Annotated in this window: 14 protein-coding genes and 1 pseudogene; 9 read left to right on the top strand and 6 right to left on the bottom strand. The window is 46.1% G+C overall.

What is annotated here, in order from left to right:
- Positions 1–91: 91 nt before the first annotated feature.
- On the bottom strand, positions 92–1,003 hold the full coding sequence (locus QUB16_RS28275) for a DUF2382 domain-containing protein (protein ID WP_333321334.1): 912 nt from the start codon (positions 1,001–1,003) through the stop codon (positions 92–94).
- A gap of 981 nt (positions 1,004–1,984) precedes the next feature.
- The gene (locus tag QUB16_RS28270) at positions 1,985–3,220 is read right to left on the bottom strand and encodes a HetZ-related protein (protein ID WP_333321333.1); all 1,236 of its coding nucleotides are present in this window, start codon (positions 3,218–3,220) and stop codon (positions 1,985–1,987) included.
- A 29-nt stretch (positions 3,221–3,249) separates the two neighbouring features.
- Here QUB16_RS28270 and QUB16_RS28265 point away from each other — a divergent pair, with 29 nt between their 5' ends.
- A complete protein-coding gene (locus tag QUB16_RS28265) occupies positions 3,250–3,549 on the top strand; it encodes a hypothetical protein (RefSeq protein WP_333321332.1) in 300 nt (99 codons plus the stop codon).
- Between the two features lie 345 nt (positions 3,550–3,894).
- Here QUB16_RS28265 and QUB16_RS28260 read toward each other — a convergent pair whose 3' ends face one another.
- The 4 genes from QUB16_RS28260 to QUB16_RS28245 form a co-directional block, all read right to left on the bottom strand.
- Positions 3,895–7,995 (bottom strand): AAA domain-containing protein, encoded by a 4,101-nt coding sequence (locus tag QUB16_RS28260; protein WP_333321331.1) that lies wholly within the window; start codon positions 7,993–7,995, stop codon positions 3,895–3,897.
- 142 nt (positions 7,996–8,137) lie between these two features.
- Positions 8,138–8,611: a D-aminoacyl-tRNA deacylase gene (dtd, locus tag QUB16_RS28255; RefSeq protein ID WP_333321329.1), complete on the bottom strand. Its 474-nt coding sequence runs from the start codon at positions 8,609–8,611 to the stop codon at positions 8,138–8,140.
- A 309-nt stretch (positions 8,612–8,920) separates the two neighbouring features.
- Complete coding sequence (locus tag QUB16_RS28250; protein ID WP_333321327.1) at positions 8,921–10,081, bottom strand: GTP-binding protein; 1,161 nt, start codon at positions 10,079–10,081, stop codon at positions 8,921–8,923.
- Positions 10,082–10,539: 458 nt separating this feature from the next.
- Positions 10,540–10,941 carry a fasciclin domain-containing protein gene (locus QUB16_RS28245; protein ID WP_333321325.1) on the bottom strand — a complete coding sequence of 134 codons (402 nt, stop codon included), beginning with the start codon at positions 10,939–10,941 and terminating at the stop codon, positions 10,540–10,542.
- A gap of 424 nt (positions 10,942–11,365) precedes the next feature.
- Here QUB16_RS28245 and QUB16_RS28240 point away from each other — a divergent pair, with 424 nt between their 5' ends.
- From QUB16_RS28240 to QUB16_RS28205, 8 genes and pseudogenes are all read left to right on the top strand, one after another.
- Complete coding sequence (locus QUB16_RS28240) at positions 11,366–11,638, top strand: aldo/keto reductase (protein ID WP_333321323.1); 273 nt, start codon at positions 11,366–11,368, stop codon at positions 11,636–11,638.
- A 79-nt stretch (positions 11,639–11,717) separates the two neighbouring features.
- Positions 11,718–12,984: pseudogene (locus tag QUB16_RS28235) on the top strand (RNA-guided endonuclease InsQ/TnpB family protein).
- On the top strand, positions 12,984–13,499 hold the full coding sequence (locus tag QUB16_RS28230) for an aldo/keto reductase (protein ID WP_333321335.1): 516 nt from the start codon (positions 12,984–12,986) through the stop codon (positions 13,497–13,499). Before QUB16_RS28235 ends, QUB16_RS28230 begins: the two are co-directional and overlap by 1 nt.
- Before the next feature lie 835 nt (positions 13,500–14,334).
- Positions 14,335–15,636, top strand: a complete 1,302-nt coding sequence (locus QUB16_RS28225) for a glycosyltransferase family 1 protein (protein ID WP_333321321.1) — start codon at positions 14,335–14,337, stop codon at positions 15,634–15,636.
- A 115-nt stretch (positions 15,637–15,751) separates the two neighbouring features.
- Positions 15,752–16,999, top strand: coding sequence for a UDP-galactopyranose mutase (glf, locus tag QUB16_RS28220; RefSeq protein ID WP_333321319.1), 1,248 nt, complete (start codon positions 15,752–15,754; stop codon positions 16,997–16,999).
- A gap of 104 nt (positions 17,000–17,103) precedes the next feature.
- Positions 17,104–17,460 carry an STAS domain-containing protein gene (locus tag QUB16_RS28215; protein WP_333321317.1) on the top strand — a complete coding sequence of 119 codons (357 nt, stop codon included), beginning with the start codon at positions 17,104–17,106 and terminating at the stop codon, positions 17,458–17,460.
- A gap of 313 nt (positions 17,461–17,773) precedes the next feature.
- Positions 17,774–19,657 carry a glycoside hydrolase family 2 TIM barrel-domain containing protein gene (locus QUB16_RS28210; protein ID WP_333321315.1) on the top strand — a complete coding sequence of 628 codons (1,884 nt, stop codon included), beginning with the start codon at positions 17,774–17,776 and terminating at the stop codon, positions 19,655–19,657.
- Between the two features lie 304 nt (positions 19,658–19,961).
- Positions 19,962–21,113 (top strand): beta-glucosidase, encoded by a 1,152-nt coding sequence (locus QUB16_RS28205; protein WP_333321313.1) that lies wholly within the window; start codon positions 19,962–19,964, stop codon positions 21,111–21,113.
- Positions 21,114–21,221: the final 108 nt, after the last annotated feature.

Here is a 21,221-nt window from a genome sequence, read left to right as displayed (position 1 = left end):
CCGTCCAAAAAGGACGGGCGGGACGCCCATCCCACAATAACAATTAAAATTGTAAGTTATTTAATTCGCGATCCTTAAATTCATTCACACTCTAACGCCCTTCCCTCTTCACGTCCAACTCTTCACGACGCAGTGTTTCCGTTGCCTCAACAATCTCCGTTTCAACTTCTTTCCTGATGTTAACTTCTTCGCGCACGAAAGCTTCTTTTTTGATATCAGCAGTTTCTTCGTAAACTTCCATACGCATCACCGGTTCCTCCTTGAAGGGAGTATCCCGATTTACTGGCGCACCTGCCTTTTCGGGAGTTATACTCTCAATTACAACTCGCTCTTTTTCTGTGGGAATTGAAACTCGTGCCGTTTCGGTTTCAACTCGCTTGCCAATTGCTACCTCGCCAGTTTTGTGACGGCTTTTTTCTGCAACCAGTCGTTCTTCGTAGAGTCGAAATTTGTGATGCTCGCGCTCGTTCATCTGATACAATTGAGGCTCTTGTTCGTAAGTGTAGGTGTTGCGGTCATAACCAGCAGCGCTAGCTTGGTTAGAGACAGAACGCGGCATAGAAACTGGTGCAGATGCTTGTACAGGCAATGAGGTTTCTAAAGGCAATGATGCTTCTACAGGTGCAGACGCTTCTACAGTTAGAGTACGATAAACACCCCGAACTTGTTCTTCATAATCGTAATCCACCACCATCCCATCCTCATACCTGGGTAGTCTTTCTGCTTGGTCTTTACTCTTCAAACCCGTCGCGTAGATGCGTTCTGCCTCAACCTCCACTCGACAAAGAGCAACTGGAACTAATACCTTCTTGCCAAATATCCAGAAACCCGTGTCAACAACAAAATATCGGAAACGCCCTGTCTCATCAACTAGCGCGGTATCGATGGAGCCAATCTTCTCATCTGTATTTCCAGCATAGATATCCAGACCTTTGATATCTTCGCCATTAAAAGCAGCTTCGCGGTAGTTGGGATTAAAATCTTCAATTTTGTAAAGTAACATAGGAGTCCTTCTCTTTCTATCTATATCAACTTATGACCCCATTTTAGATAGAGCTTAAATTTGATGCTTCCTTCTTATGAAGGATTTAGTGAAACAGAATAGTAGGATGAGTAGATTTATTTTAAAATTTTTCTGTCTTTGGATAGATGACTGGTCATTTTTGATATAAATTCTGCACCCTCAAGTTTCACAAGAGGTTTTTAACTATTTTTATAAAAAAATACATTTATAAATTAGACTTTGATACTGTACATTAACGGATAAAAAAAAATAGCGGTTCTCAAAAAAGTGAGGTAGGCCCTATGCCCTATGCCCATGAGTACCTCATCTTTATGAGAAAGGCTATATATACATAATTTATTACTTTAAAAATAGACTCTTATATGAGATATTTTGGGGAAACACATTGGAACAACTTTGCCTTGATTATGCTACTCCGTATGTTTAAATATCATTATGAATATATGCAAGGCAGCCTCTTCAGCAAGCAATTTCCAATAACTGATGACTAATGACTAATAACTAATAACTAAGCTGTTCTGCAGCTAAATCGTATTTTTGTGCGGGCGAGACGCCCACCCCACAAGAACTTTATCAAATTTTAGTTCACAGTTTAAATGTGCAAAAGCTTAATAACTAATGACTAATAACTGATGACTGATGACTGATGACTAATAACTAATGACTAATGACTAATGACTAATGACTAATGACTAATGACTAATGACTAATGACTAATGACTAATGACTAATAACTAATGACTAATAAAAACAAATTCCCCGGCCTAACCAGGGAACGAAAGATATTAAAAAAAGTAATGTTGTTTTAATAAATTGAATTTGCCAAAAAGCGGCGATAAATAAGTAGCAGCCCTGGTTGAGTTGAGAGCGGACGCCGGGGCGGGCAGTCCAGTGTAGATGCCGCACCCGATCGCATTTTCCAGTCTCAAGAAAACAGTTGCATTCATATTTGAGTACCAGTTAAGCTTGGCTGCTGTTGCGAGTCTGGCTAGCCAGCTCCAACAGTTGCGCCCAGCGTTTTTGGACTTGTTTGGGAGTGCATTTGAGCGCGGTGGCGATCGCCTTGTCGCTTTCTTGATTCCGCTTCATTTCTAACAGTTGCTGCATTTCGGGCGCAAGTTGAGCGCGAAATGCTTCCCATTTGTCCGAAGTCATTCCCAGCTTTTGATCGACATCAGCACCCAGCCATTCGTGGACGAGTTTCCAATTTTGAGTGCGGGCAAATTTTTCGACGTGGTACTTGAAACGTTGTTGCAAGTAGTCGCGCTGGCGGGAAGACAAACCGAGCGCGCGGTCAATTTCCGAAGCCGAAAGGTCTTGCAATTTTAAAGTTAAGTAATTCACGCATTCTGGCTGATTTTGCGATTCCAGATAGGCGATCAATTCCGAGACTACTCGATCGCGCAGCACAGCATCAGCCGGATCGACAGTTTCCGATACCATTTGCTCGCGCACTTGTTGCAGCGCCGGAGAGCGGCTGTAAATTTCCGCATCTTCTCCCTTGCCCGACTCTACAGCCATTTCAATGTCGATCGCAGTTTCGGGAGGCTGGCCCTTGGCAAATCCTTGAGCACGCAACACGATCAGGCGCTGGCGGTTGCGGCCCGGTAAGCCGATTTGGCGCTTAGCGTAGTGCTCGGTAAAAGCCATGTACTCAGCCAATTCTAGCTGCGTGCGGGGCTGGTAGGTGACATCGAGTTGATGTTCGCGGCGGAAAGCTCGCAGAGATTCGATGTAAAAGCCTTGCAAAAAGTCTTCAATCATGTTGTAGCGAGCTTGGAAGTTCAAGTTCGATCGGAAAGAAGCAACATGGCGGTAAATCATAGCCGCGAGGTGAGAATGCAGTTCGACGCGGCCTTGCTTGGAACCGAGGCGGTAGTATTGCAGGGTTTTTTGCAACCGGTGCTCCGCCAAGGTGATTTGCCAAGCTTCAACTTCGCCGGAAATTTGGATGCGATCGCTCTTTTGGCAAATCCGTTCGACTTCCTTAGCAATCCGCATCGCCACTGCTTGAGCGCTGCGGCTGGCAGTTTTCATTTCGGCTTGCAATTCTTTGAGGGCGAAGTCAGCCAAAGCCAGGACATTGATGCTGGGAACAGTATTGATTTCGGCGTTTGGTTCGCTGGAGGTAGCCGGAATGCAGTTGAAGCCAGAAGCGGTGTTGCAGTTGACGGTGGTGGCAGTTTTGACAGTCATGGCATTTATCGGGTGGTAGGGCACAGCGGGTGTGCGAGGACATTTGTCAGAGAGTGAGGTGGCAGTTGCTGGCGGTTTCGCTTGGCACGGCGGATTCAACTCTCTATACATTGAATGTTACGGAAGTAGAGATAACCGTAGTTATGCCAGTGTTCCACTCTCTCATGCAACAGTTTTTGGCTGCTGAATCTGATTCTAAGCGCTGGCTGTGGAAGATTGATTTTATTGCCGTTAAAGCCTTACTGTACAAGCATTCTGAGCTGTTATTTTGGTGGGGCGATCGCGAGGAAAATGGAGGGTGCTGCGAGGCCGCTGAGTGGACAATCTAATAACTGGCTATTTGAGGCGGTTTTGGCCGTTAGAGATTGTGGAATCGAGACTTGGCAGAGTGTAGCTAACTGCAATGTCTTCAGAACCTACGCAACAGCAGTTAGGAAACCCGGTTAATCTGGAAATTTAATGTTATTCAAGAAGGCAGGTCGATCGACCGAAGCCAGATTTCTGGCTCCAAAGCGAGGCCCGAAGCGATTTATTGTATTAAATCAGCCCGATTGCTTTGATGGGGGCGGGTAAGTCCTTACAGAAGTTTAGACCCGCAAATTGACAACAGCGATGCTGAGTCGATCGAACTAAATATTAAAGGTGATAAATCCTCTTTAGTTGAAATATGCAATTTAAATGCGTGATAGCTTTTCGAGAATATCGGGTGGTGGCATAAAAACTTCTACCTGATGCCCATCCACCATCTCTTTACCGATGAGTTCCGAACACACAGATCGTAAAGACTTCCAAAGCATTGTCTCCTCGTAATGTTCTAATTCTGCTGGAATGTGATCTAGCAGCGTCTTAGAGCAGACCACAATCAGTTGTTTCTGAGCCCGAGAAAAAGCCACATTAGACCGATTGAGGTCTAAGATAAATTCCACATTTTTACTGATTGCTGAGGGGTCGCTGGCTGTTGCCGACACAATTATATAAGGTCGCTCGTCACCTTGCAAGCTTTCAACAGTATCAATTACATCGATGAGGTCGCGGGAGTCATTCAAATAATTTTTAAGCAGTGTTCGCTGCGCTCGGTGTGGAGTGACAATAGCAACAGATTTGTTTTCTATTGCTCTTTTAGTTTTCGCAGCCTCAATAATTTTCTTAATAATTCCCACCTCAAGCATATTGCTGCGTTTTGACTGACGCTCAGAATGAAGAACAAGAAGTAAGCCACCTAGCTCCTCCTGTAAAAGACTATTTGAATCCAGCGACCTTCCTTTTAGTTCAATATTATCCATTCTGTAAATACGGGAAATTAAGCCACAAATCAGAGGTGGCAAACGGAAAGTAAAACTCAACGCCGAACTCAGAATAGCTGAATCAGTAACTCCTGTAATTTTAATATTTTTAACTGCCTCAAAGGCACTCACATAAGGTTTGTAAAGTTGAATGGGCGGACGGTCTTCCTGCTCCCAATTATGAGCAACAATTGGTGATAGCTGCCGATGATCTCCGGCAAGCATGATTTCCCCGTCAATTTTTACTAATGTAGCCAGTGACAAAAAGTGCGGAAACACCATCATGCTTGCTTCATCAACGATTAGTAGAGGTACTTGGATAGCTTTAATTTCCAGCGATAATTTCAAAAGAGCGCTGGTTGTACCGCCGATGACCAAGACAGCATTTGAGCGCATTTGATTTACTCTTGTCGCATCCCCCTTAGATCGAAAACATTCAACATTTTTTTCAAAAAAAGACTCATCCTCTTTAGGGTCAACTCGGCTAAGTTTTATTGGCGGTACTGTTAATCCTAATTGATCGGCTTGTTGCTGAAGGATTGGCAAGAGGCTATCGAGGCGCAAAAGCAAGTTGTTTACAGCGGTATGGGTAGGTGCTGCTATGAGAACGATATCTCCGATCGAACAACGCGCCAAAATTCTTAAAAAAGTAGCGATCGCAGTTGTCTGGGTCTTGCCAGTTCCTGGAGGCCCCTGTAAAAGTTGAATTCTAGCGGTTAAGCCGCTGACAGCAGCAGCTACTTGATCGGTAGCCAATTTCTGTCCGTTAGGCAATGTCAAGGACTGCAGTAGATTCTGATATTGTTCTAGCTTCTGTGCTGCTAGAGCCTGTTGTGGAGGAATCTGAGGACGCTCAGGATCGAACCACTGACATACATGATTTCCGAAACCACTTATTAGTCTGTCGTCAACCTTTCCGGCTACAAAATCAGAAGGACTTTCATCTAAAGTAGCATAGGAAAAAATCTCTTCCTCTTGCTTATAAAACCGACCGGGGAGTTGATAGCGGTCTTGTTTATTTGTTTGTCTTACTGAAAGCTCAATCTGTCGAGTCTCCCAGTCAATATTATCCACAACACACGTACTTCCACCGCGTAGAAGTTGACCGAATGTTTGACCGCGATGCGGATCATTAAAACAAGGGCTAATCCTTACAAAGTTGCCTTTTTCGATCGTGCAGTTAGTCTCCAAAACTTCATAGTTAATACCATACCGATCAAGGTTGATAGTGGCTGTCAGCCTATTGTTGCCGTGCGAGACAACATCACTAATAGGAATAGTGCGCCCTAGAGGGACGCGATAGACAGGCGGGACTAGGTGAGTAGCAATCCAGTTTGTCACTTTAACGTGCTGATCCAATCGGAGATAGTCAATCCCCGCCTGAGCGGCATTATCTACCCCAAGCGTGAATTCTAGTAAATTAGCGATGACAAGAGATGGTTTTACTATTTCTGGGTTCTTGAAACGAATGCTTTCTTCAACCCACCGCAGCGCGTGTACGCGGGCGCGAAAATAATGGTTGAGATAGTTAGGTTTCCGGGCGCTGTTGTAGCGCTCAATTGCCTTAGCAACTGCTAGCGATAGATTTGGGTCTGTTGGATCTGGCAATTTTCGCCAGTAAGCGCGCCAGTAGGGTGCTGTTAAGGAATCATAAAAGCGACTGCGGATTTCAAATTTGTGGCTGCTGACTTGCTCAGAATCTCGCTCTGCCCACTGCCCCTGAGCATCTAAATCCAAATCAGTCTTAAAATCGAAGATATCCTGTGTAAAAGCTTGCTCTAGATCGACCTCGACACCAGACACCCGCCGCCGCCAGTGATAACGCCTCCCAAACCACGACAGAGAAGTAACGACAGCTAAGCCTCTCCCTGTCCATCCCAAGGCAAAACGTCGATCGACTTCATCGTGCAAGCAAGAGTAGATGAGTTGCTCTAAACTTTCACGGCATCCTAGAAGTTCTCGGAGGTTGGCGAGCAATTGCGAGCTGACGCGGGAGCATCCTTCGAGCAACTGATCCATCTCCGATCGAGACCAGACATAAAAGTGAATGGGAGCGGTTTCGGCCTCGGCTACCTCATCAATAACCTCAACCAGCTTCTTTAGAAACGCTTGAATTAGCTGTTTCTCCGCCCCTGTGTCTTCTCTGTATTCCCCCGTCCACGGAGAGGTTTGAAACTCAATAACTTCTTTACTTTGGAGAGAACGCTCTTCATAGACTGGGCGATTATTTCGATCGCGCTCTACCTCCCACCGTTCCTTGACTGTGGGGTCTGGCTGCCAGTGTCCATTTACCTGCGTGAAGCTTGTATGTAATTGTCCCTCGCTCTTGGTCACATGAGCTGCAAGCGCTCCAATCCTGTTTTCTACATAGTCGTAATCCACAGAAAGGTAAACGCGAATCAGCCGTTCACCATTAATTATGTGTTCTGGAAGTTGACCTTGACCTGCATAAGGTAGCGGCGTTACTTCATAGGAATCTGGCTTGATATTTCCGCCTGGAAGTGTACGCCTGCGAGTTTTTGCTTTTAACTGGATAAGTTCTAGGTTATCGCTAAAGCTTGGATCGTGCCGCACTTGAACCGCCTGCTGTCCGTCTAAGTCAAGTTCAGCCAAGTCATCGATTTTATCAATCCCGGCCGCTCGCAAGACTCGTACTGCTGATGGATCTAAGCCTATTAGTTCAAGACGACGCAATCTGGCACTTTCTGATAAGCAGTGAATATTGAAAACACAGCCATCACACTTCGGATCGATTTGATAGTCCAAATCAGCTAAATCAGCCTGAACTACGCGGTTTAGCGCACCCTCAGATGCCAGGAGGCGATTAATGTCCGCTTCTTCTGTATCTAGCTTAAACGGTTTTAAATCGAGGATGAGTTGACTTTTATTTGTACTCTCATCAATCCTAGCCACCACGCACTCGATATCTTCTGGTCTGAGTTCTACGCCGCAAATAGCCACTGGACTTACCTGAATAAGCTGCCGTACTAGCATCCGGTATAGAGCAACCTGCACGCGGTGGTAGGTACGGTCTCGACGACTGGCTTTGCATTCAACAATTCGCAGCTTTGGTCGATCGGCTTCCCACAGAATTAGTACAAAGTCAATTTGGCCTTTTATCTGGAAAGCTCCCTCGTCTGCTTCAAGAGAAATTTCGCGTCCATATGCTCTTTGTCCTGAACTTATACCTTGCAATTGTGCGACAAAGGTAGTCCAGGGTGTCTTCTTTTCGTCAGCAGACTTTTGACTGTACAAAGTGAGGTCAATGAGACCATTTTTTTGGAGAGAAGTTTCCCATTCGTTCTCCCTCAATCGCCCCGCCTCTTGGAGAACTGGATCTAAGGAGTTGAAGAGGCGTTCTGCAAACGGAAGCTCTCGGCCAAGCTTTCGGTTATTATGCTCTAGCTTAAAGCGGCGATCGCAAGATTGATAATGGATGTACTCGCCGATTTCGGTAACTCGGACAGATGGTTTAGTTACTGGGGTTAACATAAATGTAAAAATAATATTTTTGTCTGAGTCTGACTGGCCTAACCTATGCCGAACGACTAAATTTGAGTAATCATCTCACAATTAACTTAGGAGTTACATGACAATAATCACTTTTAATTGTGACCATACTCACGGCAACTATTTATATTATAAAGTCACAATTCACCCCGATTCTCTCTAATACCAAAGTCACCGGCCCGTCATTGTCGATCGAGACTTGCATCATCGCTCCAAACAAGCCTGTTTCGACTTTTAAGCCGCTCTGGCGCAACTTTTCGACAAATTTATCGTAAAAAATTTCGGCTCGTTCAGGAGCCGCTGCTCGGTCAAATGAAGGCCGCCGACCTTTGCGACAGTCCCCGTAGAGCGTAAACTGACTGACAACCAGCAACTCGCCGCCGATGTCTTGTACGGACTTGTTCCAACGGCCGGTATCCCCGGCAGAGTCGGGAAACAAACGCAATTCCAGGCATTTGCGAGCCATCCAATCGAGTTCTGCTTCGGTGTCGGTGTCTGCAATACCTACAAGCAAGTTAAGCCCGCAGCCAATTTTGCCGACAATTTGATCGTCTATTTCGACTTGAGATGATTTTACTCGCTGGATGATGACTCGCATGGGAAATTAGAAATGCTTAAATTTAAAACTAAAAATCAAAAGGTAAACTTACCTTTTGAATAGGAATTATGAAAAAAAACCCGGTTTCTCCGATAAATCTTGGTTAAAACTTATATCTTGCACCATTCTCAAGAACAGGCTTTCCGGCCTGTTCCACAAAGAGTATATTTTCTTGTGGAACAGGCCGGAAAGCCTGTTCCTAAAAGGCTAATTGAGAGTGGTGCAAGATATAAGTTTTAACCGCGAAGTCTCGACGAAAAAAACCGGGTTTCTAGCCAGCGCACGTCTGTTCTGTTTAATTTTCAACCTTTAGTTTTTCCCAAAACCTTTGCCGCGACTGGTGGAAGGCATACAAAGACAGTTTTCGAGTTGCGATCGCAAAGTCTCGGTATCCAAACCCTGACCAATGAGAACAAGCTGGTTTTTGCGATCGCCTTTCCACTGGTCATCGTCCATCGTAAATCGCTTGCCGCTCAAGTGAAAAATATGTCGTTTCGGACTTTCTTCAAACCACATAATCCCTTTCGCGCGAAACACATTTGTTGGCAGTTGTTTGTCTAAGAAATATTGAAATTTTCTCAGAGAAAACGGCTTGTCACTCAGGAAAGAAATTGAGGTAAATCCGTCATTTTCTAAATGGTCGGAGTGGTCGTGATGGCTGTGGTCGTGATGGCTGTGGTCGTGGTGGTCGTGATGTTCGTGGCCGTGATGGTCGTGGTGGTCGTGATGGCTGTGGTCGTGATGGTCGTGATGGTCGTGATGGTCGTGGTGGTCGTGATGGTCGTGACTGCTAGCAGTTTCTTCAGATTGGAAATATTTGTCCGATTCAAACAATCCGACGCTGAGGACTAGCGGCAGGGGAACTTGCGATTTTACTGTTCGCAGAATTCGAGCACCTTCTTTGACATCGCGAATCTTAACTTCCAACAAATCTAAATCTGCTTCCTCAACCAAATCAGTTTTGTTGAGGATAATTATATCGCCGTAAGCTATTTGACTGTAAGCTGCTTGAGAGTTGAACAAATCTAAGCTGTAGTTGGCTGCGTCTACTACTGTAACTATCGAATCTAGACGAGTCAGGTCGCGCAGTTCTGTGCCTAAAAAAGTCATTGCTACTGGCAGCGGGTCGGCGAGTCCGGTTGTTTCGACTACTAGATAATCAAGATTTTCTTGACGTTCCAGAACTTTGTAAACTGCATTAACTAAATCTTCATTAATTGTGCAGCAGATGCAGCCGTTGTTCAGCTCAACCATGTTGTCGTCGGTGGTGACAATCAGTTCGTTGTCGATGCCGATTTCGCCAAATTCATTTACCAAAACTGCTGTTTTCAAACCCTGCTGGTTGGTCAGGATGTGGTTGAGCAGGGTTGTTTTGCCGCTGCCGAGAAATCCTGTAATGATGGTAACGGGCAATCCGTGTTTGGGAGCGTCCATCGCCAGTTCTGTCTCGGACTGAGTTGTAGATTGCATAGCTTGAATGTCAAATAATGTCGATCGCACTTTCTTTGTGGTTCTTATTGTATCTTAATTAGGACAAGGCCTCGTAAACCCAGTTTCTCGGAGAAATGTTGGGTTTGGTGGCATGGTATCTACGCATCAACCGGGAAGCAGCCCAAGAGTGCAAAATAAGTGGGCCGCTAATTATCGGCAATTGCTAACGCGGTCGATCGCACTTTTTTATTTTTTTGATAATTTTTTTTCCGAGTACCTGTGGCAGTTTGCCGGCAACCAGTTTTCCCGGTAAATTCAGCAGCGACAAATTTGGGGCAGACTCAAGCCCAGTGCGATCGGCAAATTCCCGCTACTCTATAATAGTTTTAATTATCAACCTGCGTAAAATATTTAAATCTCAACTATCAACTAAAACAGGGCGGCGGCTAACTATAGCCACCGCCCTCAAGATAGTATTGCGCTATCTAAGTTTGTGCTTACGCAGGAAGCAAGACTGAATCAATAATGTGGATGACACCATTATCAGCAGCAACATCGGCTGTTGTAACGGTAGAATCATTGATTTTGACGCCATTGGAAGCATCAATTTTCACTTCTGAACCTTCAACTGTCTTGGCAGATGTCAGGTTGACCACATCAGCGGCCATAACTTTGCCGGAAACGACATGATAAGTCAAGATTTTTGTGAGTTTAGGAATGTCATTAAGCAGTGCTTCTACAGTACCTGCGGGAAGCTTAGCAAAAGCTTCGTCTGTAGGAGCGAAAACGGTGAAGGGGCCAGCGCCTTTGAGAGTATCTACTAAACCAGCGGCTTGGACGGCAGCAACTAGGGTAGTAAAAGAGCCTGCCGAAACGGCGGTATCAACGATGTCAGCCAAGAGAGTCACCTAGTTTTTGTAATCTATAAATCACTATAACGCTAAAAAGTTAATTTAGCTACAGATATTTTTTATCGTTCAGTTTGGTTTTCTTATATAAAATAGAACATTTTTTTATATATAACTCATGTCAGTAAATACCTACCTAAAGGTAGATTAGAATTTACCGATTTTACTGTATTTTAAGAAAGCAATGTAATCCTAAATACATTGGTAAGCCGATCGCCCCTGCGCGGTGTTAAAAGTAAACGCAGGGGCGACGGCCAGGAGCCCCGGAAGCTAAGGCATTTTGATTGACTTGGCAAAACATTCAACATTAAGCACAGCACTAAGGCCCCGTAAAACTCGCCACCCCGACTGATGGCAACAGTTTGGGAAATCCCGATTTAAACTGTTAACAACCATTAATTAGGGGAAGAGTGACATGAGATATAAACTACTAGGTCACAGCGGACTTCGCGTTTCCGAAATCTGCCTCGGAACCATGACTTTTGGGGAAGAGTGGGGTTGGGGGAGTTCCTACGACGAAAGCCGGAAAATGTTCGACGCCTTTGCAGAAGCGGGTGGCAATTTCATTGATACCGCGAATCTCTACACCAACGGTACTAGCGAAAAATATGTGGGCGAGTTCATCGCAGCCGATCGCGCAAAATGGGTAGTTGCCACTAAGTATTGTGAAACTTCATTAAGTTGGTAAGCATCAATAAACAATAGTAGTATCGTATAGTCATGGAAGTCAAAAAAATGTTGTGATTGTTAAAAGATGGAGGCTCAGAATGCAACTAGCAGAGAGGCACATCATTAAATCTACGGAACACCGTTTCGCCGAAATTGATAAATTAGCATTTAAGTCCAAAAATCTCTACAATGTCGCTAACTACGTCATTCGTCAGAGTTTTATCTATGGATGGGGTTACGTTAATTACAACGAGATGAACCGTTTGATGAAATCTCATCAAGCATACAAGGTTTTGCCAGCAAAGGTCAGTCAGCAAATACTGATGATATTGGACAAGAATTGGAAGTCCTTTTTTGAAGCAGTTAAAGCTTACAAAGCTGATGACTCTAAATTTACTGGCCGCCCGAAGCTACCGAAGTACAAAGATAAAGTCAAGGGTCGGAATATCCTTGTCTATACGATTCAGGCAATTAGTAGCAAGCAATTAAAGAAAGGAATCGTCAAGCTTTCGGGAACTAATCTCTCAATCAAAACCCAGCTCGAACCCGATCGAATCTGTCAAGTTAGACTGGTTCCCAAATGTGATTCTTATGTGATTGAGGTAATATACGATGAACCGGAGCCCACCGCCAGCGACGATAAATTCGTAGCTAGTATTGATTTAGGTCTGAATAATTTAGCGGCGTTAACTTCAAATCAGCCGGGTTTTATACCTCTGTTGATTAACGGGCGTCCGTTGAAATCAATCAACCAGTTCTACAACAAACGTAAAGCACGGTTACAATCTCAGTTAAAAGGAAGTCGCAAGAGTTCACCCCGCATTCAACGCTTAACTCGCTGTCGCCACCAAAAAGTCGATAATTACTTGCATCATACCAGTCGCCTAATTGTTGACCTTTTGGTCGCCCATCAAATTGGGACGCTAGTTGTAGGCAAAAATGCACAATGGAAAACCGAGATTGATTTAGGAAAGCAAACCAACCAAAACTTCGTCGGCATTCCTCATACTCGACTGATTGAGATGTTGGAATATAAGGCTCGATTGGTTGGGATTAAGATGATTGTACAAGAAGAATCTTATACATCGAAATCAAATTTTCTGACTTTAGATCCGATTCCTGTCTATGGAAAGACCGATAAGGATGCTGTGTTTAGTGGCAAGCGGATCAAGAGAGGTTTGTACAAGACATCGGTCGGTCAATTAATTAATTCCGATGTGAACGGGTCTTACAACATCCTCAGAAAAGCAATCCCAAATGCGTTTAGCTTTCTTGATAGGGAGCTGCGTAGTTCAGCCGAGGCGGGTCAATCCGCTCGAAGTAAAAGTGAAGGGGGAGGGACTTAACGCCTCCCATGTCATGTAATAAATGACTATACTTTTGCCAGCTATTCTTTAAAAGAGCGAACTCCTGAACGGGACTTGCTCCCTATGGCACAGGCCTTTGATATTGGCGTCACAGCTTGGAGCCCCCTAGCCGCCGGCTTGCTGACAGGAAAATACAACACTTCAGAAACCGCCAGCGAAGCTAAACGGCTGAATTCACCTGAATCGGGAAAAATTAACGAACGAGACCTCAAAATTGCTGACGAAGTTAGCTTCATAGCAGCCGAAATTGGCAAACCTGCTTCTCAAGTAGCCCTAAATTGGCTGATCCAACAGCCAGTCGAAGTTATTCCGATTGTGGGCTCGCGCAAACTCTCGCAACTTCAGGAAAATCTCGCTTGTTTGGAGTTTGAATTAACCCCGGAACAAATGCAGCAGTTAGACAAAGTAAGTGCAATTGAATTGGGTTTCCCTCACGATTTCTTAAAGAGTTCGAGGGTGCAAGATTTTGCCTTTGGAGGAGGAATCGCCAAAATTGACAGCCGCCGACTGTAAAGTTGCTGCTATTTTCTAGTCGCGGGTTTACGTGGATATTTGGCGTTTGATTGGAGATATCGGCGAACCCGCCCTTAGAGGGATGATTGACATTTGTGCTGTGGGCGCGAGGTTAAACTCACGCCCACAGCGCAAAAGTCCTCACCTTGGTTTCTTGGCCTATACTCGCGCAAAATCTTAGGTTTATCGTTGCCGTTGCCTGGTTTCTCTGGTATTGTTGAGACAGGTGCTGTTCCGTGAGTTTAACCTCAGTGCATAAACAGTCAATTGTTAATCTATCGGAAGTCAGATATCTCTGGGGCTACTTGGTATATTAGGATACAATTTTCCCAAATTAGCGATCGGATGAGTTAAAAAAAAGCAAGGTTTGTCAAATCAAAAAGCAACATAAACTTGATGGCAAATTTTCTCTCATCTTCCAATAAAGCAATAAAACTCGCTCTTTTTTCACCCCGTACCGGCCCGTTAAAAGTCATTTTACAAGGTCGATCGGCATTTTAACGGCTTTTGAACCCAGCGTGCAAGCTAGGTGTCTCCTGAGATAAAAGTCATCCTTCAGATAGAAGTTAGGGCCGAAAAACTGCGTTATATTTAACAGCAATAGCAAGTCAAACAATATTAACTTATCTCCCCGTTTCACTTCTGAAAAAAGCAGATAAGCCTGTTTTTCCGCAGCTAAACAGTTTCTTTGTTTTGCTCAATGAATGCGGCGCTTGCTCGTCAATAAAACTTCTCAGATTTATGCTTGTGACTTTCAGTAAGACACTGCTGAGAAATATATCCTATTGACCAATTTTAACGGACAAATTTTCATTGACAAATTCCAGAGGCTAATATGTCGCCCCCAGAAAACTCAGTAAACAATAATTATAGCAATAAAGAGCGAGCATGGGAGATCCGATTTACCTCTATAGATCCAGCCAAATCGCCCTCTCAATTCGCTCCCTCGCCCGCATTGCGCGCCAACTTATCAAAAACTGAGGCTTTAGATGCACCAGATTTAGTTTGCCTGTCTCATTTGCGGTGGAATTTTGTCTATCAGCGTCCGCAACATCTCTTGAGTCGCTGTGCGAAAAATCGTCGCGTCTTCTTTGTAGAAGAACCTGTTTTTAGCGCAGCTACAGATTGGTGGCTTGATGTCAGCATCCACGAAAGCGGAGTCTGGGTAATCGTACCGCACCTGAGCGAAGGAACCAGCGAAGCAACAGCACAAACTGCTCAGCAAGCCATGCTAGATGATTTGTTTCAAGCGGCCGAAATTAGCCAGTACATCCTGTGGTATTACACACCAATGGCTGTCAGTTTCACAAGCCACTTAAAGCCGCTAGCTGTAGTCTACGACTGCATGGATGAACTGTCAGCATTCCAAGGCGCGCACCCGGATTTAAAAGCCAATGAAAACCAATTATTAAAGCGCGCCAGCGTAGTATTTACCGGGGGTCACAACCTTTACGAAGCTAAACAGCACCAGCACGAAAATATTCACCCCTTCCCCAGCAGTATCGAAAAAGAACACTTTGCGACAGCCAGGAATCTTTCAGAAGAACCGGCGGATCAAAAAGACATTCCTCACCCGCGTTTGGGATTTTATGGCGTCATAGACGAACGCATGGATATCGAACTGCTGGCGGGCATGGCCCAAGCAAGGCCGGACTGGCATTTAGTCATCATTGGCCCGGTGGTGAAAATCGATCCGGCAACTCTGCCAACTCACCCAAATATCCACTATCTCGGCGGCAAATCTTATCAAGAACTGCCAGCGTATCTGGGCGGGTGGGAGATCGCAATGCTGCCTTTTGCGATTAACGAATCGACTAAGTTTATTAGTCCCACGAAAACTCCAGAATACCTCGCTGCCGGCAAACCTGTGATTTCTACTCCTATCCGCGACGTGGTGCGGCCCTACGGAGAAAACGGCTTGGTTCGGATTGCTAGCAATTCTGAAGAATTCGTTGCTTGTGCCCAAGAAATCCTCAGCGAAAGTTCGGACGTTCGCACCAAGTGGCTGAGTGAAGTAGACGCCTTTTTAGCAGACAATTCTTGGGACAATACCTGGGGCCAAATGCTGGGGTTGATCGAAAGTGCGATCGACGATAAAAAGCAGAAAGCCGAAGACCGGATGAAAGTTTTAAGTTAGGAATGTTGAGGTTGAAGTTAAAGAGTGACACTTTACGGATTCAAAACTCCTCGCTGTATCTCCAATTACCAATTATTCCTTACCCTTACCCTTACCCAAACTCAGAGGTGTTTCCATGTTTGACTATTTAATCGTCGGAGCAGGATTTGCAGGTAGCGTCATTGCCGAAAGACTAGCAAATGAAGCCGGAAAAACTGTCCTGATAATTGATACCCGCAACCACATCGGCGGCAACGCATACGATCACTACGACAATCATGGCATCCTCGTACACAAATACGGCCCCCACATTTTTCACACCAATTCGCGCCCCGTTTTCGAGTATCTTTCGCGCTTCACCGAGTGGCGGCCCTACGAACACCGCGTCCTCGCCAGCGTTGACGGTCAACTGCTGCCAATTCCGATCAATCTCAACACCGTAAATAAACTTTACGGACTGAATCTCACCTCATTTGAAGTAGAAGATTTCTTCGCGAAAGTAGCAGAACCAAAGGATTACATTCGCACTTCCGAAGATGTAGTTGTCAGCAAAGTCGGTCGCGAACTTTACGAGAAATTCTTCCGCAACTACACCCGCAAACAGTGGGGAATGGACCCGTCGGAGCTCGACAACTCAGTGATTGCGCGCGTACCTACTCGCACTAACCGGGACGATCGCTATTTCACCGATACCTATCAAGCAATGCCGCTGCACGGCTACACTCGGATGTTTGAAAAGATGCTTTCTCACCCAAACATCAAAGTGATGCTGAATACCGACTACCGGGAAATTGAGGGTTTTATCCCTTACGGAGAAATGATTTACACCGGGCCAGTCGATTCCTATTTCAATTATTGCTACGGCAAACTTCCTTACCGTTCCTTGGAATTCAAGCACGAAACACTGAACGTAGCCGTACACCAAGAAGCACCGGTGGTAAATTACCCCAACGAGCATTTATATACTCGCTGTACCGAGTTTAAATACCTCACCGGACAAGAGCATCTAAAAACTAGCATTGTCTACGAATATCCCCAAGCTGAGGGAGACCCTTACTACCCGGTTCCGCGTCCAGAAAATGCCGAAATTTACAAGAAATATAAGGCTTTGGCTGATTCAACTCCGGGAGTCTCTTTCGTGGGAAGGCTGGCGACTTACAGGTATTACAACATGGATCAAGTGGTCGCTCAAGCTCTGACAACTTACAAACAAATTACTACCAAGCCGGTGATTGAATTGGTAGAAAATGTTAACGGTTCTGCCTCTAATGTCAGCACATCCAATGGAGTCGCCCATCGCCCCGCCACCACTTCTCTAGAAGTCGCTGCTGTCAACCACGGCAACAGCAACGCCAACGGCAACGGCAAATCTGCTAGCAAGTAGCGGGAAGCTGCGAGTTACGGGTAAAACGGTAAGGTGCCGAGAGAGCACCTTACTCGGTTTTCATCAAAAGTTATTTAATAATTCAAACAAGCATAGAGGTAAAAATGAACGTTCTAGTGAAAATTGTTTTGTCTCATGAGGTTTTGGAAAATTCTCAATTTGCTCAGTTTCAGAAAGAAATACAGCGCCTCATTGAAAGCGGTGGCAAAATTCTTATGCTGGATTTCTCACAAATAAAATTCCTGAAAAATTCCGAGTTAATGGCTGTAGTGGCGATCGTGAAATTAGTTAGAGACAGCAAATGTATACTTTTGATCTCTGCCATGAGCGAACAAGTTAGAATTCTATTTGAACTCACGGGACTACAGCAAATATTTCATTGTTTGCCGTTTGCCGAAGAATTTTCTCTCAAAAGTGAGCTAACTGAACCGTTAGGAGGTTTGCACAGTCTTGCCACCTAAACTAGAGTTTTGAGTTGGGGAGAGTTTCCGAGTGAGAGTGGCTCAGAGGGGGAGAGAGGGAGACTCGGAGAGGCCCAGAGTGACGAAGTGTGCGAGTGGGGGATGGGAAAAATCTTCCTTCTTCCTTCTTCCTTCCTTCTTCCTTCTTCCTTCTTCGTTCCTTCTGACTAATGACTTCTGCCTTGAGCACAAGACAGCCTTTAGATGAGGCTGTTTTAAGGTGCAGAACTTTTGCAAATTAATCAGCAAAAAACTTGTCAAAGTCAGGGCAATTGTCGTTAACCTATATATATAACTTCAGGTAGATGTGCCGATGAGTTGGTTAGGAAGAGCACTAGAAAATTGCGAAATTGAAGAGTCTTCCACTCTTGATAGTAAGGTGACTGTTCAAGGGCGGAAAACAGGTTATCCGCGCCCCCAATTGCGCCGGAGCAACTGGATTTGTCTCAACGGTCAGTGGAGATTTGCTTACGATGACGCAGGCCGCTGCGTGCAGCCGATCGATATTTCTGAGTGGACTCACACTATAGAAGTGCCGTTTGCTCCAGAATCGGCAAAAAGCGGGATCGGCGACACGAATTTTCACGCCAACTGCTGGTATGAACGCGAATTTGACGTACCCCACACAGAAGGCAGAGTTCTCCTCCACTTTGGGGCCGTAGACTACCGCGCCCGCGTCTGGGTGAACGGTCAGTATGTCATCGAACACGAAGGCGGACACACTCCTTTCAGCGTAGACATTACACCAGTTGTAAACCTCAACGGGCCACAGCGGGTGACAGTCTGGGCCCAGGACGACCCACAAGATTTGGAGCAACCGCGCGGCAAGCAAGACTGGCAAATAGAGCCCCACAGTATTTGGTATCCGCGCACGACTGGCATTTGGCAGACAGTCTGGGTAGAATTGGTGCCTCACACTTATATCGAGCGCATCCGCTGGACTCCCCAGTTTGAACGCTGGGAAATCGGTTTTGAAGCGTTTGTCGCCGGCGATCGCCAGTCGGGAATCCAAATTAAAGTTAAACTGTCGATCGGCTGTATGCTGCTGGTCAACGACACCTACGAAGTAATCAACGGCGAAATCCACCGCCGCATCGCCCTCTCAGACCCTGGTATCGACGACTACCGCAACGAATTGCTGTGGAGTCCCGAAAAGCCGACGCTAATTAACGCTCAAGTGCAGTTGTGGGCCGACGGCAAACTACTCGACGAGGTTAAATCTTATACCGCCATGCGGACGGTCAGCATCCAGCGCGATCGCTTCATGCTAAACGGCCGCCCCTACTATTTGCGACTGGTGCTCGACCAAGGTTACTGGCCCGACACCATGATGACTGCCCCGAACGACGAAGCTTTGCGCCACGATGTCGAATTAGTCAAAGCAATGGGTTTCAACGGCGTCCGCAAGCACCAAAAAATCGAAGACCCGCGATTTTTGTACTGGGCTGACGTGCTGGGGCTCCTAGTTTGGGAAGAAATGCCCAGCGCCTACCGCTTCACTCCCAAAGCCGTACAACGGCTGACGCGGGAGTGGACGGAAGTCATCGACCGCGACGCCAGCCACCCCTGTATCGTAGTCTGGGTGCCGTTCAACGAATCCTGGGGAGTTCCGAATTTAGTCGAAGCCGCAGCCCACCGCAACTACGTGCAAGCGCTGTATTTCTTGACAAAAACCCTCGATTCGACTCGTCCCGTCATCGGTAACGACGGCTGGGAAAGTATCGATACCGACATCCTGGCGATTCACGACTACGACAACAACCCGCAAACCCTAGCCAAGCGCTACGGGCCCGAAGTCCAGCTAGCCGATTTGTTTAATCGCGGGCGTCCCGGCGGGCGAGTCCTCACCCTCGACGGCCACCCGCACCAAGGACAGCCGGTGATGCTGACAGAATTCGGTGGCATCGCCTGCGCCGGTCGCGAAAACCCCGATTTTTACAGGGTTTGGGGCTACGTGCGCGCGTCGGACACGCTGGAACTCCAAAGGCGCTACAGCGCGCTGTTAAAGGTGGTAAACCGAGTGGAAATGTTCAGCGGATTTTGTTACACGCAGTTAACCGATACTTTCCAAGAAGCTAACGGTTTGCTGTATGCCGATCGCACTCCCAAGTTTCCCCTAGAGGTGATCGCGGCGGCAACTCTCGGCTGGGATATTCCCGAAGAAAGTTCACAGCCGGCAGCTATTACTAACTCCTAATTGGTGTCAACTTAAGACTAAAACCGTTGAGAAATCTCGCTTATACCCGAGTTGAGATCCCCCTAAATCCCCCTTAAGAAGGGGAGTAGGGGTTGACTTGAAGACGTTTCCAGTCCCCCCCTTCTTAAGGGGAAAAGGCAGAACGTGCAATGATGTTCGCTTTTGAAACTTGAAGACGTTTCCAGTCCCCCCCTTCGTAGGGGCGGTGCCCCCGTGCCCGCCCTTGGCGCCAGGGCTATCTGGCGTTAATAGTCAAACAGCAGTCTGTGACTGGGTTTGACCTGTTTGTTGATACCCATGCCCAATGCCCCATTACCCATTACCCATTCGATCGATGTTTCAAAGTTTTTTCATGGGTGGCTTTGAATGTTCCACCCACAAATTGCTATCAGGAAAGCGTCTCGATGTCACAGCCGCCACCGGCCACGATAAATTTGTAGCAGCCGACTACCAACGCTTGCAGCAGCAAGGCATTTACACAGTCCGCGAAGGCCTCCGCTGGCACTTAATCGAACAGACACCCGGAAAATACGATTTTTCCAGTTCCCTGCCAATCATCCGCGCCGCCCGCGACATGAAAATGCAGGTAATTTGGGATTTGTTTCACTACGGCTGGCCAGACGATATTGATATTTTCAGTCCCGAATTTGTGTCCAGGTTTGCAAGCATGGTGCGCGCTTTTATGGAAGTGCTAACTGAGGAAACAGACCAAACACCTTTTGTAACACCTGTCAATGAAATTTCATTTATTGCTTGGGCAGGCGGCGATGTCGCCTATATCAATCCGTTTGCGAAAGGGCGGGGAGACGAGCTAAAAATCCAGTTAATCAAAGCTTCGATCGCAGCGATAGAATCAGTTTGGGAAGTCAATCCCCGCACTCGCATCGTTCAAATCGACCCCGTAATTAACATTATTGCTGACCCTGACAAACCGGAGGATCGGGATGCGGCGGAAGGTTATCGCTTATGTCAATATCAAGCTTGGGATATGTTGGCTGGACGCTTTCGCCCGGAACTCGGCGGCAAGGAAAAATATCTCGATATTATTGGGGTGAATTATTACGATCGCAATCAGTGGATTCACAATGAAGAGCCCATGAAATACACCGATCCGCTGTACCGCCCGTTTGGTGAAATGCTGCAAGAAGTGTTTGAGCGCTACGGCCGCCCCTTATTCATCGCTGAAACGGGTACTGAAGACGATTTTAGACCTGTCTGGTTTAATTATGTGTGCACTGAGGTAGCGGCGGCGATGAAAGCAGGGGTTCCGATAGAGGGAATCTGCTTGTATCCGATTGTCAACCATCCGGGTTGGGACGACGACAGGCACTGTTACAATGGTTTGTGGGATTATTGCAATGAATCGGGCGATCGAGAAATTTACCAGCCTTTGGCAGATGAATTGCAGTTTCAACTAAAACAGCAGGAGTCCCGCACTCTAACGGTACCCCGTTGAGTGTCGGGAGGAATGCGCGTGAAACGTACCCGCTGAACAAATTATCTATAAACACAACAGAATTTCTTCGATACGTAATACAATCTTGTCATGAAACAAGTCCTGACA

Source organism: Microcoleus sp. D3_18a_C4 (assembly GCF_036702415.1).
In the GTDB taxonomy this organism is placed as follows: domain Bacteria; phylum Cyanobacteriota; class Cyanobacteriia; order Cyanobacteriales; family Microcoleaceae; genus Microcoleus.
Note: the sequence above shows the minus strand (reverse complement) of the source record. Positions and strands in the feature narration are given on the sequence as shown.